The 16,261-nt window shown below is 64.6% G+C and carries 15 protein-coding genes, 1 tRNA gene, 2 other RNA genes and 1 pseudogene; 10 read left to right on the top strand and 9 right to left on the bottom strand.

The genetic code is table 11. From position 1 onward, the window contains the following. Window positions 1–51: 51 nt before the first annotated feature. A pseudogene (locus FFY45_RS08910) lies at window positions 52–501 on the bottom strand (JAB domain-containing protein). A gap of 422 nt (window positions 502–923) precedes the next feature. On the opposite strand from FFY45_RS08910, the gene FFY45_RS08905 reads away from it, so the two are divergent. After that, window positions 924–1,361 (top strand): GNAT family N-acetyltransferase, encoded by a 438-nt coding sequence (locus tag FFY45_RS08905; protein WP_255171902.1) that lies wholly within the window; start codon window positions 924–926, stop codon window positions 1,359–1,361. A gap of 558 nt (window positions 1,362–1,919) precedes the next feature. Here FFY45_RS08905 and FFY45_RS08900 read toward each other — a convergent pair. From FFY45_RS08900 to FFY45_RS08890, 3 genes are all read right to left on the bottom strand, one after another. Continuing rightward, on the bottom strand, window positions 1,920–2,399 hold the full coding sequence (locus FFY45_RS08900; RefSeq protein ID WP_176340149.1) for an Imm44 family immunity protein: 480 nt from the start codon (window positions 2,397–2,399) through the stop codon (window positions 1,920–1,922). A 222-nt stretch (window positions 2,400–2,621) separates the two neighbouring features. Further along, a complete protein-coding gene (locus tag FFY45_RS08895) occupies window positions 2,622–3,815 on the bottom strand; it encodes a tyrosine-type recombinase/integrase (protein ID WP_176340148.1) in 1,194 nt (397 codons plus the stop codon). Window positions 3,816–3,978: 163 nt separating this feature from the next. Beyond that, window positions 3,979–4,055 (bottom strand) — tRNA-Arg (locus FFY45_RS08890). Between the two features lie 259 nt (window positions 4,056–4,314). Here FFY45_RS08890 and ubiA point away from each other — a divergent pair. Further along, window positions 4,315–5,220, top strand: coding sequence for a 4-hydroxybenzoate octaprenyltransferase (gene ubiA / locus FFY45_RS08885; RefSeq protein ID WP_176340147.1), 906 nt, complete (start codon window positions 4,315–4,317; stop codon window positions 5,218–5,220). 394 nt (window positions 5,221–5,614) lie between these two features. Here the strand turns inward: ubiA and FFY45_RS08880 are convergent, their stop codons facing one another. Then, window positions 5,615–6,340: a ComF family protein gene (locus tag FFY45_RS08880; protein WP_176340146.1), complete on the bottom strand. Its 726-nt coding sequence runs from the start codon at window positions 6,338–6,340 to the stop codon at window positions 5,615–5,617. Between the two features lie 49 nt (window positions 6,341–6,389). Between FFY45_RS08880 and bioB the strand changes: the two genes are divergently transcribed. From bioB to bioC, 6 genes are all read left to right on the top strand, one after another. Then, window positions 6,390–7,424, top strand: coding sequence for a biotin synthase BioB (gene bioB / locus FFY45_RS08875; protein WP_023902310.1), 1,035 nt, complete (start codon window positions 6,390–6,392; stop codon window positions 7,422–7,424). 98 nt (window positions 7,425–7,522) lie between these two features. Next, window positions 7,523–8,728 (top strand): 8-amino-7-oxononanoate synthase, encoded by a 1,206-nt coding sequence (gene bioF, locus FFY45_RS08870; RefSeq protein ID WP_006452457.1) that lies wholly within the window; start codon window positions 7,523–7,525, stop codon window positions 8,726–8,728. Window positions 8,729–8,787: 59 nt separating this feature from the next. After that, window positions 8,788–8,862, top strand: a non-coding RNA gene (locus FFY45_RS08865) — sX9 sRNA. Window positions 8,863–9,024: 162 nt separating this feature from the next. Further along, on the top strand, window positions 9,025–9,786 hold the full coding sequence (gene bioH / locus FFY45_RS08860) for a pimeloyl-ACP methyl ester esterase BioH (RefSeq protein WP_176340145.1): 762 nt from the start codon (window positions 9,025–9,027) through the stop codon (window positions 9,784–9,786). A gap of 44 nt (window positions 9,787–9,830) precedes the next feature. Then, complete coding sequence (locus FFY45_RS08855; RefSeq protein WP_176340144.1) at window positions 9,831–10,613, top strand: SDR family oxidoreductase; 783 nt, start codon at window positions 9,831–9,833, stop codon at window positions 10,611–10,613. A gap of 362 nt (window positions 10,614–10,975) precedes the next feature. Continuing rightward, the gene (gene bioC, locus FFY45_RS08850) at window positions 10,976–11,860 is read left to right on the top strand and encodes a malonyl-ACP O-methyltransferase BioC (RefSeq protein ID WP_104551520.1); all 885 of its coding nucleotides are present in this window, start codon (window positions 10,976–10,978) and stop codon (window positions 11,858–11,860) included. A 171-nt stretch (window positions 11,861–12,031) separates the two neighbouring features. Here the strand turns inward: bioC and FFY45_RS08845 are convergent. Further along, window positions 12,032–12,109, bottom strand: a non-coding RNA gene (locus FFY45_RS08845) — sX9 sRNA. 94 nt (window positions 12,110–12,203) lie between these two features. On the opposite strand from FFY45_RS08845, the gene lpxO reads away from it, so the two are divergent. Further along, complete coding sequence (gene lpxO, locus FFY45_RS08840) at window positions 12,204–13,109, top strand: lipid A hydroxylase LpxO (protein ID WP_176340143.1); 906 nt, start codon at window positions 12,204–12,206, stop codon at window positions 13,107–13,109. A 217-nt stretch (window positions 13,110–13,326) separates the two neighbouring features. Here lpxO and FFY45_RS08835 read toward each other — a convergent pair whose 3' ends face one another. From FFY45_RS08835 to FFY45_RS08825, 3 genes are all read right to left on the bottom strand, one after another. Continuing rightward, complete coding sequence (locus FFY45_RS08835; RefSeq protein WP_176340142.1) at window positions 13,327–13,746, bottom strand: nuclear transport factor 2 family protein; 420 nt, start codon at window positions 13,744–13,746, stop codon at window positions 13,327–13,329. 79 nt (window positions 13,747–13,825) lie between these two features. Next, on the bottom strand, window positions 13,826–14,443 hold the full coding sequence (locus FFY45_RS08830) for a YdcF family protein (protein WP_006451966.1): 618 nt from the start codon (window positions 14,441–14,443) through the stop codon (window positions 13,826–13,828). Next, window positions 14,428–15,387, bottom strand: a complete 960-nt coding sequence (locus FFY45_RS08825) for a pyridoxal-phosphate dependent enzyme (protein WP_176340141.1) — start codon at window positions 15,385–15,387, stop codon at window positions 14,428–14,430. The genes FFY45_RS08830 and FFY45_RS08825 overlap by 16 nt, the downstream gene beginning before the upstream one ends. 156 nt (window positions 15,388–15,543) lie before the next feature. Here FFY45_RS08825 and FFY45_RS08820 point away from each other — a divergent pair, with 156 nt between their 5' ends. Continuing rightward, on the top strand, window positions 15,544–16,026 hold the full coding sequence (locus FFY45_RS08820; protein WP_168959119.1) for a hypothetical protein: 483 nt from the start codon (window positions 15,544–15,546) through the stop codon (window positions 16,024–16,026). The last annotated feature ends 235 nt before the right edge of the window (window positions 16,027–16,261 follow it).

The following is a 16,261-nucleotide window of genomic DNA, read 5'->3' as shown; positions in this document are numbered from 1 at the left end:
AGAGCTTAACTCGGCCGCTTTGCCGACCCAACCCATAAGGCAACGGAGGGGCTATGCCCACCCCCTTGCCGCCAAGCTGACGATCTTCTGGCCGCCGATCACCAGATGGTCGAGCAGCCGGATGTCCAGGAGACCCAAGGCCTGCTGCAGATGCTCGGTGACTTTGCGGTCGGCTTGGCTGGGCTCCGGATTCCCGCTCGGGTGGTTGTGAAAGAGGATGACAGCGGCGGCGTTGAGTTCCAGGGCACGCTTGGCGACCACTCGGGAATGAATCTCGCAGCCGTCGACGGTGCCGGTGAACAAGTGCTCGGTAGAAATGATGTGGTGCTGGTTGTCCAGGAAGACGACCCCGAAGACTTCGTGCGACAGGTGAGCGCAGCGGGCTGTGGATGCGGCCTTGGCGTTGAAGGCGTTGTTCCAGGATGGTGGCTGCTGCGAGCAAGATGCCTCCTCGTCCATCTGAAGTTGATACTGGACTGCTCGGTCTTGGGTGCGCTTCATCGATTCTTCTCCACCAGCGCGTTGTGCGCCTCGTGGGAACCGACAGGCGGAGCGTCCGGCCCTACCGCACCCGGGAGCGAGCACCGCGCAAGCGGCGCACGGCGGAGGGCCGCAACAAAGCGCCAGCGACGAGAAGGAGGCCTGTCCTTGCGGTCAGGACAGCGAAGCTAAGGTCCCTTTGAGAGGCCCAGCGCTGGTGGAGATGAAAACGTTGAGACCCATCCCAGCTGGCGAATGCCTACCTGAGTGGAGAGGACAGCAGCAGGTGTTATCGGCCATTAGATTGGTGGATCAAAGCCTCGTGCGCTTGGCCCGGACTTGCCCTTCGCGCATTGGCTATTGCCGTGCGCTTGCTTGTCTGAGGCAAACTGGCCGGCATGAATACGATTCGGACCTACCGCCCTCACGACTTTGACGCGTGCATGGCTGTCTTCGATGGCAACGTGCCGGCGTTTTTCAGCACTGAGGAACGACCTGAGTTCGTGCGATTTCTAACGCACCACGCTGCTGCCTGGCACTATCACGTCATTGAGCGTGCGGGTGAGGTGGTTGCCTGCGCGGGCTACTCCATCAGCACGGATGGCACGACAGCAAGCCTTTGCTGGGGCATGGTTCATCCGAGCTTGCATCGCCAAGGCCTGGGGACGGAGTTGCTCTTGGCTCGGCTCGAAGCCGTGCGCCTGACGCCGGCCATCCAGCGAGTCGTGTTGGATACCAGCCAGCACACGCAGGCGTTTTATGCCCGCTTCGGGTTTGTCGCGCAGCACGTTGTGCGAGATGGCTATGGTGCAGGCTTGGACCGGTGGGACATGGCCCTGGAGTGCTGGGCACTCCACGCAGCATCAAATAGATGCTCGTGAGCAGTGACTACGGGCAAGCTGATTTTCAGCCAAACTTCGCTCCATTGTGGACGGCCTGGCGAAGCTTGCCTTGCATGGTGCGTTTGAATGAAGCGCAGGACTCTTTGATCAATCGCGCAGATCAAAGGTCGAGCGCGCGAGTTCACCGTTAGCTGAGTCAATTCAGTTCCATCGCAGCGCATGCGCCCAATTTGCATATGACCATCAAAGCATTCCGAGCTGAAGTAGATCCACTGGCCATCCGGACTGTATTCGCATCCATCAGCCGCTCGGGGTCCCCGCGTTAGCTGGCAATAGTCACTGCCTGCACTGGTCATCGTGTAGATCTGCGCAGGGCGCTCGGCGGCCACGGGGATCCGGCACACCCCAACGAAGACCAGCCGACCATCAGTAGGATGAATGCCGTGGAGAAAGCGCATCAAGTCCTGGCTCTGCGAGATACGCTTAGGACCGGCATGCTCGCCCCCAGGATCTCCGCGTCACCGAACACCAGTTGCATTGATGACTCCGTAACTCGAGCCGATAGCGCCAAGCGTTTTGGGTGACTTTTCCAGCCTCCTAATACTGCCAAGCGCCGCTTGTATGCCCATCGTACTCAACGACGGTTTTATCAAGCCACTCTTTAAGGTCATTCAAGAATATGAATCCTTCAAATTCATATATTTTTTTATTACGAACTACATCTGAAATTTGAATATTTATCTGATCAGCTACATACAACATCCGATCTCTCATGGAAGACTGAACCATTACCTCGTAATTAAGCATTACATCTGAATACAACTCGAGATTTTTCTTTGAAAACCTTACTCTCTTCCTAAAGTCCAGTTCCGGCAATCTACACATTAAAACTATCACTAACTTAGATAATCCAGAGCCGTAAAATTTTTCAGAGAAAAAATCTGCTCTATTGACTAGCACTTCCATGACCCGACCGGTCCGAGCCTCCCAGTTTGCATCACTTGTCAATCGTAGCTGCATGGAATCATCTTCTAATTTTGTTTCCAGGTGGGAGGCTACCACTTTGGTGCACAGCATTGTCTATCTTCATGCGCTCTAACATAAGGGCTTCGCCCAGGGTCCCGCTAAATTCCGGGTCTATCCTAACGCCACCAGTACCTATGCTATCTAGATAGCTTTGTGAATACCTAGTTGGCACATTTTTTGATGTTCCGAATTTCCAAACTTCACCTTGGTTGAGCCATGTCTGACCAGTAGGATACTTTTGGCCGCGTGTCATTATGGGATACCAGCCATATTTCAACTTGCCTGCCGCGGCGTCCGTAGATCGTCTAGATAGTCGGCCCACGCTTGCATCATTTTTCGGCGCTCGGTGAGATGAGCTGTGCGATTGTATGCCCTGCCATTTGGGTCACGCACAGCATGCGCGAGCTGGTGTTCGATGTAGTCAGGACGAAAGCCAAGCACCTCATCCAGGATCGTACGAGCCATCGCACGGAAGCCGTGACTGGTCATCGTTTTGGAGTCAAATCCCATCCGCCTCAGTGCAGCATTGATGGTGTTATCGCTGATCGGCCTCCCCTTTCCATGAAGGCTGGGAAATACAAACTCACTGCTCTTGGTAATTGGCTCAAGCTCGCGAAGAACTTCAACTGCTTGGGAGGCAAGCGGGACAATGTGTGGAGTCCCTGTCTTAGAAGCGACGTACCGCCACTCTCCGGCAGCAAGATCGATATCTTTCCATTTGGCGGTGCGCAGTTCGCCCGGCCGTGCGAAGACCAGCGGCGCAAACCTGAGGGCGGCGCGTACGACCGGACTTCCTTCGTACCCCCACAGGGCGCGCAGCAAGGGCGCCACGGCGGCCGGCTCGGTCAAGCTGGCGAAGTTCTGCACCTTTGGAGTCTCTAGCGCTCCAAAAAGATCGGCAGCCGGGTCACGCTCAGCCTTGCCCACCGTGATGGCATATCGAAACACCATACTGGCGATACCCCGCGCTCGATGTGCTGTCTCGACGGCACCGCGCGTTTCTATCTTGCGCAGGACAGCCAGGAGTTCCGGCGCAGATATCTCAGCGATAGGCCTATGGCCCAGATAGGGGTTGAGGTCCTTTTCAACGATTCTGCCATTGCGCTTCATCGTCAAGGCGGAATTCTTCTTGGCATGTAGCTCCAGTAGCTCCGCAGCGACAACCGCAAAGCTGAGCTGGGACCGGTCAACGCCAACCAGCCTGTCGAGCCTTCTCTTCTCCCCTGGGTCGATGCCTGACCGAATGACTTTCCGTGCCTCCAGATGCTGCGCTCGCGCCTCTGCCAGGCTGACCTCTGGGTAGACCCCTAGTGCCAAGCGTTTCTCCTTTCCGCCGAATCGATACTTCCATCGCCAGAGCTTGGCGCCTTTCGGTGAGATCTCGACGTACAGCCCGCCGCCATCGAACAGCCTCACCGGCTTGATAGCGGGCTTTGCACTACGTATTGCAGCATCACTTAGGGGCATGGGGGCATCCGTATCCGTGCTGGGGGCTGATGCCCCCATTTATGCCCCCGATCAGCCTGGATTTCAATGGATCATGGCGGACCTAGCAGGACCTGCAGACAACAAAAAACCCCTGATTTCTCAGGGGTTTTGGACTTTCTTGGATGTCCCTGGAGGGACCATCTGGTGCGCCCGGAGGGATTCGAACCCCCGACCAATGGCTTCGGAAGCCACTACTCTATCCGGCTGAGCTACGAGCGCCTGGCCGCGCATTATGCCAGAACAGCCGCCACCCGCGGGAAACCCGCAGCGCAGGCCGAACCGCTGGCGCACCAGGGCGTTGCCCGCCTTGGGGCCGTCCTTGAAATCTGTCGCCTGCCGCATTCACGGCCGCCATGTGACCCACTGCGTCTACGGCACGCGCTGACAGCGACGTCATCGCAGCAGGCATCGCCTTGCACGGCTCGACCAGCCGGCCAGCGCATGACCGCATCCAAGCCGCACTGCTACCCTTTGCGGCATGAGCAAGCATGGTTTCGAACACGTGCCCGTGGCGCACGCGCTGAGCTGGCCACAGCGACTGGGGCAGTACTGGAAGTTGATCCGCGGCGATCGCCCGATCGGCAGCCTGTTGCTGCTCTGGCCCACCTGGTGGGCGCTGTGGCTGGCTGCCGATGGCCTGCCGCCGTTATGGACGCTGTGCGTGTTCACCGCCGGGGTCTGGCTGACCCGCTCGGCCGGTTGCGTGATCAACGACTACGCCGACCGCTGGCTGGACCCGCATGTGGAGCGCACCAAGTCGCGTCCGCTGGCCACCGGTGCGGTATCCGGGCGCGAGGCGCTGTGGGTGTTCGTGGTGCTGATGCTGGTGGCATTCGCGCTGGTGCTCACGCTCAACTGGCTGACCGTGGCGTTGAGCGTGCCGGGCGTGTTCCTGGCCGCCAGCTATCCCTATCTCAAGCGCCACACCCACCTGCCCCAGGTCTATCTGGGCATGGCATTCGGCTGGGGCATCCCGATGGCCTTCGCGGCGGTGCAAGGCAGCGTGCCGGTGCTTGCCTGGCTGCTGTACGCGGCCAATATCCTGTGGGCCACCGCGTACGACACCTGGTACGCCATGGTCGACCGCGAGGACGACCTGCGCATGGGCAGCAAGTCCACCGCCATCCTGTTTGGCAAGTTCGATCTGGTCGCACAAGGCGTGCTGTATGCATTGATGTTCGCGGCCCTGGTGCTGGTGGGCCTGCGTGCCGGTCTCGCCACCGCTTACTGGGCCGGGCTGGGCATCGCTGCGCTGCTGGTGGCCTACGAATTCCGCATCGCCCGCCATCGCGAACGCAGCCCCTGCTTCCGCGCCTTCCTGCACAACAACTGGGTGGGCTTGGCGATCTTCGTCGGCATCGCGGCGGCGCTGGCGTTGCGCTGACGGGCAGATGCGGCAATCGCGTCGCGAGTTAAGCCCGGGACGAGAAGGCACTGTTTGCGCGCCTTGAAGCGCCCGCGAAACGCGGGCTGGGGCGCGGAGCGGGGTTTGGGGGTACGGAATGGTTCCACTTGTCAGGTGCCGGCTTCGGTGGGATGCGACAGCGCGACCGGGAATCGGCTCCTCGGCTCGGTCAGACATCCTGTCTGACTCGCCGCCGCGGCACATCCCTGTGCCGCTCTCCGCCAATCCCCGGTCACGCTGTCGCTTCGGCAGGTCGTTTCCATGACTTGGGTGGGCTCGCAACTTGTTTGCCCGTCGCCGTCAAACTTCCATCCAGGCGGGAATGGGTGCGTGCGAAGCCTCACGGTGCAGGCTACAACGCGTAAGCCAAGCCTCACGGCACCCGCGCGCACACCCACGCATCCACCCGCTGCACGCCCGCGCGGCGCAACGCCTGCGCCGCCGCGTGCAGCGTGGCGCAAGTGGTCATCACGTCGTCCACCAGCGCCACATGCGCTGGCAACACGCCGCGCGCCACGAACGCATCCCGCATATTGCGTTGGCGTTCGTCCGCATCCAGCTCCGATTGCGGTGCGGTCGCCCGCACGCGTCGCAATAACGGCAGGCAGGGCAACCGCAGCGCGCGGCCAATCGGTGTGGCCAGCTCCAACGCCTGGTCGTAGCCGCGCTGGCGCAGGCGCTGCCGATGCAGGCTCACCGGCACCAGCGCCTGTGGGCGCGGCAAGTCCGCACAGCGTTTGGCCATCAACTCGCTGAGCAAGCGACCGGCCGGTAGATCCTGATGAAACTTGAAACGCCGCAGCAAGCCATCCACCGGCCAGCGATAGGTGAAGCACGCATGCACGCGCTGCAGCGGTGGCGGGTGCTGCAGGCAGTGTCCGCATCGCAGCGCCCCATCGGAAACATATAACTGCGTCGCGCAACACAGGCAGGCGTGGCCGTGATCCGGCAGGGCCGCGCGGCATGCCGGGCACAGATCGCAATCGGCAGTGCCGGCCTCTGCACAGACCAGGCACACGCTCGGCAGCAGCAGCCGCAACACCCGTTGCGGCCACCTGTAAACCGAGCGCACCCCATCGAAGTTGACAGCCTCTTGCATGCTCACCAGACTGCCTGCCTTCCATGCCGCTGACTGTCAGGAAACCCCAATGTCTGTTGTCGTACGCCATGACTGGGATCGCAAAGAGCTGCAGGCGCTGTTCGATCTGCCGTTTCCGGAGCTGCTGCACCGCGCCGCCAGCGTGCACCGCGCCCATTTCGATCCGGCCGAAGTGCAGGTCTCCACGCTGTTGTCGGTCAAGACCGGCGGCTGCCCGGAAGACTGCGCGTACTGCCCGCAGGCGCAGCGCTACGACACCGGGGTGACCGCGCAGAAGCTGATGGAGACCGAAGAGGTCGTCGCCAAGGCGCGCCAAGCCAAGGCCGCCGGCGCCTCGCGCTTCTGCATGGGCGCGGCCTGGCGCTCGCCCAAGGAGCGCGATATCCCCAAGGTCGCGGCGATGATCCGCGAGGTCAAGGCGATGGGCCTGGAGACCTGCGCCACGCTCGGCATGCTCGACGCCGGCCAGGCGCGCGCGCTCAAGGACGCCGGGCTGGACTACTACAACCACAATCTGGACACCGCGCCGGATTACTACGATTCCATCATCCACACCCGCCAGTACCAGGACCGCCTGAACACCCTGGAGCACGTGCGCGATGTGGGCCTGAAAACCTGCTGCGGCGGCATCGTCGGCATGGGCGAAACCCGCGAGCACCGCGTCGGCTTGCTGCTGGCGCTGGCCACGCTGCCGTCGCATCCGGATTCGGTACCGATCAACCAGCTGGTGCAGGTCGCCGGCACGCCGTTGCATGGCACCCAGCAACTGGACCCGTTCGAGTTCGTGCGCATGATTGCCGTTGCCCGCATCGCCATGCCCAAATCGATGGTGCGGCTGTCGGCAGGCCGCGAGGCGATGAGCGACGAACTGCAGGCGCTGTGTTTCCTGGCCGGTGCCAATTCGATCTTCTACGGCGAAAAACTGCTGACCACCGGCAACCCGGACACCGAACGCGACCAGGCCCTGTTCCAGCGCCTGGGCCTGCGCCCGATGCAGATCACCGTGGACGCCGCCGACCACGACCACCCCGGCACCGTGCATGCCGACATCACCCGCGACGCGGCCTGCGAACACGCCGCGTAACCGCAGCTCCACCCAGCCGGCACCGGTCGTCGGTGCCGGCTGGGCGCGTTGAGCCGGGCACGCTACGCTAGCGGCCCCTCCCGCCGTTGAACGACTCCATGGCTCGCCCCGATCTGCACGAACGGATTTCGTCGCTGCGCAAGTTGCGTGTGGCCCAGGAACGGGTACGGGTGCGGCGCCAGGTAGGCCGCCGCGATGGTGTGCGGCTGGAAATCGATGGCCGCTGGCTGACCGGTTTTTGCTCCAACGACTATCTGGGTCTGTCGCAGCAGTTCGAAGTGGTCGCCGCGCTGCAGGATGCCGCCGCGCGCGATGGTGCCGGCGCCACCGCCTCGCATCTGATCTGCGGCCACCACACTGCACACGAAACGCTCGAACGCGAGATCGCCGACTGGCTCGGCTATCCATCGGCGCTGCTGTTCGGCAGCGGCTTTATCGCCAACCTGGCCGTGCAGCAGGCCTTGCTCAGCGAAGAAGACGATGTCTGCGTGCAGGACCGGCTCAATCACGCCAGCCTGCTCGATGCCACACGCCTGGCCGGCTGCCGGCTGCGGCGGTATCCGCATCTGGATGTGGAAGGCGCGATGCGTCAGCTCAAGGGCGCGCCCGAGGGCGCGGCGATGCTGGCCAGCGATGGCGTTTTCAGCATGGATGGCGATGTTGCGCCGCTGCGTGCGTTGAGTCTGGTCGCGCGCATGCAGGAAGCGCTGTTCTACGTCGACGATGCGCATGGGGTGGGCGTGCTCGGCCCGCAAGGGCGCGGTTGCGTTGCCGATGCGGGGCTCGGCGTGGCCGAAGTGCCGCTGCAATTGGTGACCCTGGGCAAGGCGCTCGGTGGCTATGGCGCGGTGGTGGTCGGCGACGAAGCGCTGGTGCGCCATCTGGCCGAAACCGCGCGCCCGTACATCTACACCACCGCGCTGCCGCCGGCACAGGTCGCCGCGACCCTGGCGGCCGTGCGCCTGGCGCGGCGCGACGACTGGCGGCGGGCGCGGCTGACCGAATTGATCGGCAGTTTTCGCGATGGCGCGCGCCGGTATGGCTTCGAACTGATGGCCTCCGATACACCGATCCAGCCCTTGCTGTGCGGCGAAGAATCCACGGTGATGGCGATGTCCGCTGCGCTGGAACAGGCCGGCTTTCTGATCGGTGCGATCCGCCCGCCCACCGTGCCCGAAGGCAAGGCGCGCTTGCGCATCACCCTATCTGCATTGCACACGCCACAACAGGTGCAGACGTTGATCGAAGCCCTGGTGCAGGCGCGCGATGTGGTGAGCCGGCAACCGCTGCGCGCCTCCGCCTGAGGACGGCGATCGAAACGACTGCGCAGCCGCCGGGCAGCGCAGCCGGTGCGCGGGGTGACATGGACCACCCGGCCACTGCAGTGCCGAGCGCAGTCCACGCCCAGCTGACACTTGCTGGATCAGTGGCGTTGGCGCTGACACGGTCATGGTCATGGTCATGCGAGCACGCAACGGAACTGGCTCGAATCCCAGGGTCAACGCGCCACGCGCAAGCTTCATGCACCGACTCAAGACTCACCGCTCCTCCCGCGCGGATCTGTGCACGCCGATCCGTGCCGATCGGCGACAATGCGCGCATGCATATCGACGTCATTGGCCACGGGCCTGCGCTGGTTCTTCTGCACGGTTGGGCCCTGCACGGCGGCGTGTTTGCACCACTGGTGGAGCGGCTGGCGCCGCACTATCAACTGCATCTGGTGGATCTGCCCGGGCACGGTTTCAGCCGCGACGACAGCACGCCATTGGCGCTGCCTTACGTGGTCGCCGCGATCGCTGCGGCAACGCCGCCGGCAGTGTGGATCGGCTGGTCGTTGGGCGGCTTGTTCGCGCTGCATGCCGCCGCCACCCAGCCGCAGGTACGCGGGCTGGCGATGATCGCGGCCACGCCGCGGTTCGTGCGTGGCAGCGATTGGCCGGAGGCGGTCGAAGGCGAGGTCTTCGTGCAATTCGGCCAGGACTTGTCGCGCGATTATCGCGGCACCCTGGAGCGCTTTCTGGCGCTGGACACGCTGGGCTCGGCGCATGCCCGCGCCGAGCTGCGCAGCCTGCGCGAGACGCTGGTTGCGCGCGGCGAACCGGCCGCCGACGCCTTGCAACAAGGCCTGAGCCTGCTGGAACGCACCGACCTGCGCCGCGCTCTGCCGCACTTGGCCCGCCCCAGCCTGTGGATTGCCGGCCAACGCGATCGCCTGGTCCCTGCAGCCGGCATGCACGCCGCCGCGGCGTTGGCCCCGCACGCGCAAGCACTCACCATCGCCGGCGGCGGTCACGCACCGTTTCTCGGCCACGCCGATCAAGTGAGCGAGGCACTGCAACGCTTCGTTGCGTCCGTACCGTGAGCGGATCGCCGATCATGCCAACTCACTGATCGAGGGAGCAGCGCATGGACTTGGGCATCGCCGGACGTTGGGCATTGGTATGCGCCGCCAGCAAAGGTCTCGGATTGGGCTGCGCACGCGCACTGGCCAGCGAAGGCGTCAACGTGGTGATCGTCGCGCGCGGGCGCGATGCCTTGGAGCAGTCCGCCGATGCGCTGCGCGCGCTGCCAGGTGCCGGCGAGGTGCGCAGCGTGGTGGCCGATATCGCCACCCCGCAGGGACGCACCGATGCACTTGCCGCCTGCCCGCAGGTCGACATCCTGATCAACAACGCCGGCGGCCCGCCGCCCGGCGATTTTCGGCAGTGGGAACGCGAGGACTGGCTGCGCGCACTGGACGCCAACATGCTGGCGCCGATCGAACTGATCCGCGCCAGCATCGATGCGATGCGCGCACGGCGCTTCGGCCGCATCGTCAACATCACCTCCAGCGCAGTGAAAGCGCCGATCGACATCCTGGGCCTGTCCAACGGCGCGCGTGCCGGCCTCACCGGCTTCGTCGCCGGGCTGGCGCGCAGCACGGTGGCCGATAACGTCACCATCAACAATCTGCTGCCCGGCCAGTTCGCCACCGACCGGCTGCGTGGCAACTTCGCCGCGATCGCGCAACAGCAAGGCGGCACCGCCGAGGACATCGCCGAGCGCAAGCGCGCGGGCATTCCGGCCGGGCGCTTCGGCGAGCCGGACGAATTCGGCGCGGCCTGCGCATTCCTGTGCAGCGCGCAGGCCGGCTACATCACCGGGCAGAACCTGCTGATCGATGGCGGCAGCTATCCCGGCACGTTCTAGCCGGACTGCATCGCCTCAGGCGAGCTGCGGCACCTCGCATGGCGGCTTGCATACCCCACACCCTGCAGCGCATCTTCGGTCCACGTCGCGCGAACGCAGCGAACGGCAGGCGGGCACGGATCAAGTGCTCACAGTTGCGGGCGTGCAGCGAGTTACAGATTCCGTGGGTCAAGGCACCGCGCCTTGCAATCAACGCGGTGATCTCTACCGCTGTCTGATGCTTGCTTGGCAAGACACAGTGCAGATCGCTCGAGCCTCCAGCCCAGGCCAATGCCGCATGACCACCTGCGCAGCGCCCGAACTCCATCTAACACCACACATCGATTCCCTCCGCCGCGCGCAGCGGCGACAATAGCCCCGCAATGAACAGTACCTTCGACCCCCGCCACGTCCGGCGCGCCTTTGCGCGTGCCGCCAGTAGCTATGCCGCCGCCGCCGCACTGCAGCGCGAAGCGGAAACGCGCCTGCTCGAATCGCTCGACTACTTTGACGACCAGCTGCCCAAGGTGGTGCTGGATGTCGGCGCCGGCCCCGGCCATGCCAGCGGCGCGATCAAGAAACGCTGGCCCAAGGCGCAGGTGATCGCCCTCGATCAGGCCATGCCGATGCTGCGCCAGGCGCGCAAGGCCGCGGGCTGGTGGAAACCGTTCGCGCAGGTCTGCGCCGATGCGCGCGCGCTCCCGGTCGCCGACGGCAGCGTGGATGTGATCTTCAGCAATCTGTGCCTGCAGTGGGTGGAAGACCTGCCGGCGGTGTTCGCCGGCTTCCGCCGCGCACTGCGACCGGGCGGACTGTTGCTGTGCTCCACCTTCGGCCCGGAGACGCTGATCGAACTGCGCGAAGCCTTCGCCCAGGCCGACCCGGCCCCGCACGTCAGCCGCTTCCCGCCGATCGCGCAGTTCGGCGATGCCTTGTTGATGTCCGGCTTCCGCGACCCGGTGCTGGACCGCGACCTGTTCACGCTGACCTACAGCGACCTGCCAGCCTTGATGCGCGAACTGCGGGCGATGGGCGCCACCAACGCGCTCAGCGATCGCCGCGCCACCCTGACCGGACGCGGTCGCTTCGCCGCCGCCAGCGCCGCGTACGAGCCGTTACGGCGGCCCGACGGCACCTTGCCCAGCTCCTGGGAAGTGATCTACGCGCACGCCTGGGCACCGGCACCGGGCGCGCCCATCCGCGAACAAGGGCACGACATCGCCAGCGTACCGTTGGCCTCGATCCCGATCCGCCGCCGCATCGACTGAGCGGCGGTACAGATCGCTGGCCGCAATGCACCTGCTGCCGGTGAGACACACAATCTTGGGCCGATGCCAATGCCGACCTGTCAGGCTCGGCGGCGACACCCGGTAGAATTCAATCGTTAACGGCCGCATGTTCCTGTGACGGCTCACCTTGTTCAACGCCTCAACCAGAGTGGCTGGCAAAACGTGGCAAGCAGTCGTCAGGTGCGTGCAGACGGCGCGGAGGAACCGGTGTGTACGTGTGCAGTACATGCAGGTTCCGCGCACCGGCAGCGCCCGGCTGCTGCACCGTCGTTTTGATCCCGCTCTTGCGTTTGCGGCCCCCGCTCCCTAATTGGCCTTCTCCATGTTGAAGTGGCTCATCATCGCGCTGTTCATCGCATCGGCGCTTTACATCCATTACCGCGGTCGCGTGCGGCACCGGCTCAGCCGGCAGTTGCTGGACCATTCCACCTTCATGGCACCGATCAACACGCTGATGTATCTGTGTTCGCGGGTGCCGACCACGCCCTTCATCGATCCCGGCAAGGAATTCCCTGAGCTGGCACCGTTGCGCGCCAACTGGTCGCTGATCCGCGACGAAGCGGTGGCCCTGCAGCAGATGCAGAAGATCCGCGCGGCAGACGGCTACACCGACATCGGCTTCAACTCGTTTTTTCGCCGTGGCTGGAAGCGCTTCTATCTGAAGTGGTACGGCACCGCGCACCCGTCGGCGTCCGAGCTGTGCCCGCAGACCACCGCCTTGCTGAAGTCCATCCCCACGGTGAAAGCGGCGATGTTCGCCGAGTTGCCGCCGGGCAGCGAACTGCGCCCGCACCGTGACCCGTTCGCCGGGTCCATGCGTCTGCATCTGGGCCTGGCCACGCCCAACGACGATCGCTGTTTCATCGACGTCGATGGCCAGCGTCACAGCTGGCGCGATGGCGAATGGACCATGTTCGACGAAACCTACATCCACTACGCGCGCAACGACACCGACCAGGACCGCATCATCCTGTTCTGCGATATCGAGCGCCCGATGCGCTGGCGCTGGGCGGCGGCACTGAACCGCTTCGTCGGCCGCAGCCTGCTCTCGGCCGGCGCCTCGCCCAATCAGGAAGGCGACAAGACCGGCGGCATCAACCGCGTGTTCCGCTATTTCTACGCTGGCCGCCTGAAGGCCAAGGCCTTGAAGGAACGCAACAACCCGCTGTACCAGATCCTCAAGTGGGGCATCTTCGTGCTGGTAGTGGTCGGCATCGTGTTGCTGTAACGCCAAGACCGACCGCGTAGGAGCGCGCTTGCGCGCGATGAAGCGTTACCGAGAAAGCCTTATCGCGCGCAGGCGCGCTCCTACATAGGCATAGGTCCGGCCGCACTACCGCACTAACCACGTAGGAGCGCACCCGGGCGCGACCAAGCATTCCCGGTAGCGCCTCATCGCGCCCAGGTGCGCTCCTACGCAGGTCTAGCCCGTGCCGGCCATGCAATCAGCGCGAGACCTGCGCGATCCATTCCTGCAGGTTGTAGTAGTTGGTGACGCGGGTGATCTTGCCCTCGCGCACATCGAAGAACGCGCCACCCGGCAGCACGTAGGTCTGCCCGTTGGCCTCCGGCAGGCCCTCGTCGGTGGTGTGGTAGACCCCGTGCACCACGTACTCGGCGCCGACCCGGGTGCCGTCCTCGTTGGCGGTGATCACGATGTCGCGCAACTGCTCGCGGTAACTGTCGTTCATGCGTTGCAGAAAGGCGGCGAATTCCGCACGGCCGATCTCGCGCGGCCCCTGATTGAGGTCATGCGCCACATCGTCGGCCAGGAACGCCAACATGGCGTCCCACTCGCCGCGATTGAATGCTTCGTAGTAGGCCTGGACCAGGCCGGTGGCGCGTTGCCGATTGCTCTCGCTCATGCTCGAACCTGCCGCTGGGAAAGCCGCATCATAGAGCGCGTCTTGCACTGCAACGTCATCGCACGCTGCAGACCCGGCATCAGGCGCCCTGCACCACCAGATCGCGGTGGAAGTAATAGACCTCCTGCAGCAGAAAGCGCCAGCTGGTGTGGAAGCTGCGAAAGCGCGTGCTGGGGGTGGACGAGGCCAGCGCATCCACGCCCAGCTCCTGGCTCAGCCGCAGCGCGCGCGCCATATGCAGCGGGTCGCTGACGATGATGGCCCGGTGCATGCCGTGGCGCTCCATCAGCGCGCGCGCCTGCTGCAGGTTCTGGCGGGTGGTGCGTGATTCGGTTTCGATCACGATCGCTTCCGGCGGGATGCCGTGACGCAGCGCATAGCGCCGCGCGACCTGCGACTCGGCAAAGCGCGCGCCATTGCCGAAGCCCCCGGTGAACAACAGCCGCGGCGCATAGCCCTGCGCGTAGAGATCCAGCGCATGCCGGATGCGCTCTTCGAACACCGGCGAAGGCCGCGCGTCGTAGGCGGCCGCGCCCAGCACGATGATCACATCGGCCGGCGCGGCCTGGTCGCGGTCGCCGATCCACACGATCCAGCCCGCCACGCCCACCAGCCAGATCGCCGCCAGCATGCACAACCGCCAGCCCCAGCCCCACAGGCCGAGCCCGCGCGAACGCCTGCTCACGCCGCGGCCCATGGCAGCGCATCCAGATCTACATTGCCGCCCGACAGGATCAGCCCCACCCGGCGCCCGGCAAAGCGCGCCGGGTCGGCCAGCACCGCCGCCAGCGCAATCGCCGAAGATGGCTCTACGACTTGTTTGAGCACCTGCCAGATCAGCCGCATCGCCTGCACCACTGCGGCATCGTCCACGGTGATCACCTGCGCGCCGGCCGCCTGCAACAGTGCGAAGTTCGGCGCGCCCAGGGTGCCGCGCAGGCCGTCGCAAATGGTGTCGGGAACGAAATCGACCAGGCGCTCGCCCGCCGCCAGCGAGCGAGCGGTGTCGGCCGCCCCGCTGGGCTCGGCCAGCACCAGTGCGCAACCCGGCGCGGCCTGCAGCGCCAAGGCTGCACCGGCAGCCAGCCCGCCGCCGCCGACTGGCGCCACCAGCATGTCCAGCCCGCCGCTCTGGTGCAACAGCTCCAGCGTGGCGGTGCCCTGTCCGGCGATCACGGCCGGGTCGGTGTAGGGATGGACCAGCGTCGCGCCGCTGCTGGCCTGCACTTCCGCGCACAGCTGCTCGCGCGCGGCGATGGTCGGTGCGCAACGCCACAGCGTGGCGCCGTGCCGGGAAATATTGGCCAACTTGGCGGCCACCGCACCCTCCGGCACCACTACATGGCAACCGATGCCACGGGTGCGCGCGGCCAGCGCCAAGGCGGCGCCGTGGTTGCCGGACGAATGCGTGACCACGCCGCGCGCGGCCAGTTCCTCGGGCAACGACCACACCGCATTGCAGGCGCCACGGAACTTGAACGCACCGCTGCGCTGCAGGTGTTCGGCCTTGAAGAACAGCTGCGCGCCGCAGAGCGCATCCAGGCTGTGCGAGGTCAGCAACGGTGTCGGCGCGCACTGCGGCGCGATGCGCGCAGCGGCTTGCAGGACGTCGGAATGGGCAAGAGAAACCGTCTCGATCATGCCTGCAAGATTAACGTATCCCCCACTCTTCACGGTTGCGCGCACAATTCCCGCGCATGCTGGATCGATGAAAAAGCGCCACATAGCGACACAGTTAAGGACCGATTCAATGCATCGGTTCGAAAGTGGCACCATGGTTGCAGGAGGGCACCATCCATGAAATTCCGTCTGATCTTCGCCGCCGGGCTACTGGCTCTGAGCGGCTGCGCGACTTACGACTACACCGGCGGTGGGTCGGGCGGCTATTACCGTGGCGCTCCGGCCGTACAGTATCGCTACCCGCCTGGTTACTCGCCGTATTTCTACGGCAATCCGTACGGCAATCCCTATGGCGCCGGTTCGATCGGGTTGTACGACTACCCGGTGTATCCGGTCTATCGCGGTGGTGGCGGCTACTACTACCGGCAGAACGATCGGCGCCCACAATACCGGCCGCCGCGCCCGAACGGCTCGTACCACAATGGCCCGCGTCCGAACGGTCCCCGCCCCAATGGCCCGCGTCCGCAGCAGCCCAATCGTCCACCGGCAACCGGCGCTCCGCCGTCGCGGCCGCCCGCACGCATCGGTGCGCCGCCAGGGGTGATCCGGCAGATTCAACGGCAGACCGCACCCCGCACTACCCGTGAGCAGATCCCCTGAGTTGCTGACTGCGACGCGGCCCACAAATGGATAGATTGGGGGCTTGCGTTCAGCCGGCACTTGGTTGCAAGCTAGGTGCTCTGTGTGACCCGCCACGTCATTTTTTGACCTGACGCGCTGCACTGACTGACTTATGTCGATGTCCGACAGGGAAATCTGGATCCCCCCTGTTCCGGCCCTGTCGGATATCGGCGCCTTCAACGCATAAAGCCCCGGCATGCCGGGGCTTTATGCT

Origin of the sequence: Xanthomonas hortorum, from assembly GCF_011305375.1 — a bacterium.
In the GTDB taxonomy this organism is placed as follows: domain Bacteria; phylum Pseudomonadota; class Gammaproteobacteria; order Xanthomonadales; family Xanthomonadaceae; genus Xanthomonas; species Xanthomonas hortorum_E.
This window is presented reverse-complemented; position numbering and strand designations above follow the sequence as displayed.

Excerpts from the sequence above, each read along its gene's own strand:
- FFY45_RS08880 (WP_176340146.1), bottom strand. The coding sequence starts at position 6,340 with ATGCAAGAGGCTGTCAACTTCGATGGGGTGCGCTCGGTTTACAGGTGG.
- bioF (WP_006452457.1), top strand. The coding sequence starts at position 7,523 with ATGGCTCGCCCCGATCTGCACGAACGGATTTCGTCGCTGCGCAAGTTG.
- FFY45_RS08855 (WP_176340144.1), top strand. The coding sequence starts at position 9,831 with ATGGACTTGGGCATCGCCGGACGTTGGGCATTGGTATGCGCCGCCAGC.
- bioB (WP_023902310.1), top strand. The coding sequence starts at position 6,390 with ATGTCTGTTGTCGTACGCCATGACTGGGATCGCAAAGAGCTGCAGGCG.
- bioC (WP_104551520.1), top strand. The coding sequence starts at position 10,976 with ATGAACAGTACCTTCGACCCCCGCCACGTCCGGCGCGCCTTTGCGCGT.
- FFY45_RS08825 (WP_176340141.1), bottom strand. The coding sequence starts at position 15,387 with ATGATCGAGACGGTTTCTCTTGCCCATTCCGACGTCCTGCAAGCCGCT.
- lpxO (WP_176340143.1), top strand. The coding sequence starts at position 12,204 with ATGTTGAAGTGGCTCATCATCGCGCTGTTCATCGCATCGGCGCTTTAC.
- FFY45_RS08905 (WP_255171902.1), top strand. The coding sequence starts at position 924 with ATGGCTGTCTTCGATGGCAACGTGCCGGCGTTTTTCAGCACTGAGGAA.
- ubiA (WP_176340147.1), top strand. The coding sequence starts at position 4,315 with ATGAGCAAGCATGGTTTCGAACACGTGCCCGTGGCGCACGCGCTGAGC.
- FFY45_RS08835 (WP_176340142.1), bottom strand. The coding sequence starts at position 13,746 with ATGAGCGAGAGCAATCGGCAACGCGCCACCGGCCTGGTCCAGGCCTAC.
- FFY45_RS08830 (WP_006451966.1), bottom strand. The coding sequence starts at position 14,443 with ATGGGCCGCGGCGTGAGCAGGCGTTCGCGCGGGCTCGGCCTGTGGGGC.
- FFY45_RS08820 (WP_168959119.1), top strand. The coding sequence starts at position 15,544 with ATGAAATTCCGTCTGATCTTCGCCGCCGGGCTACTGGCTCTGAGCGGC.
- FFY45_RS08900 (WP_176340149.1), bottom strand. The coding sequence starts at position 2,399 with ATGCTGTGCACCAAAGTGGTAGCCTCCCACCTGGAAACAAAATTAGAA.
- bioH (WP_176340145.1), top strand. The coding sequence starts at position 9,025 with ATGCATATCGACGTCATTGGCCACGGGCCTGCGCTGGTTCTTCTGCAC.
- FFY45_RS08895 (WP_176340148.1), bottom strand. The coding sequence starts at position 3,815 with ATGCCCCTAAGTGATGCTGCAATACGTAGTGCAAAGCCCGCTATCAAG.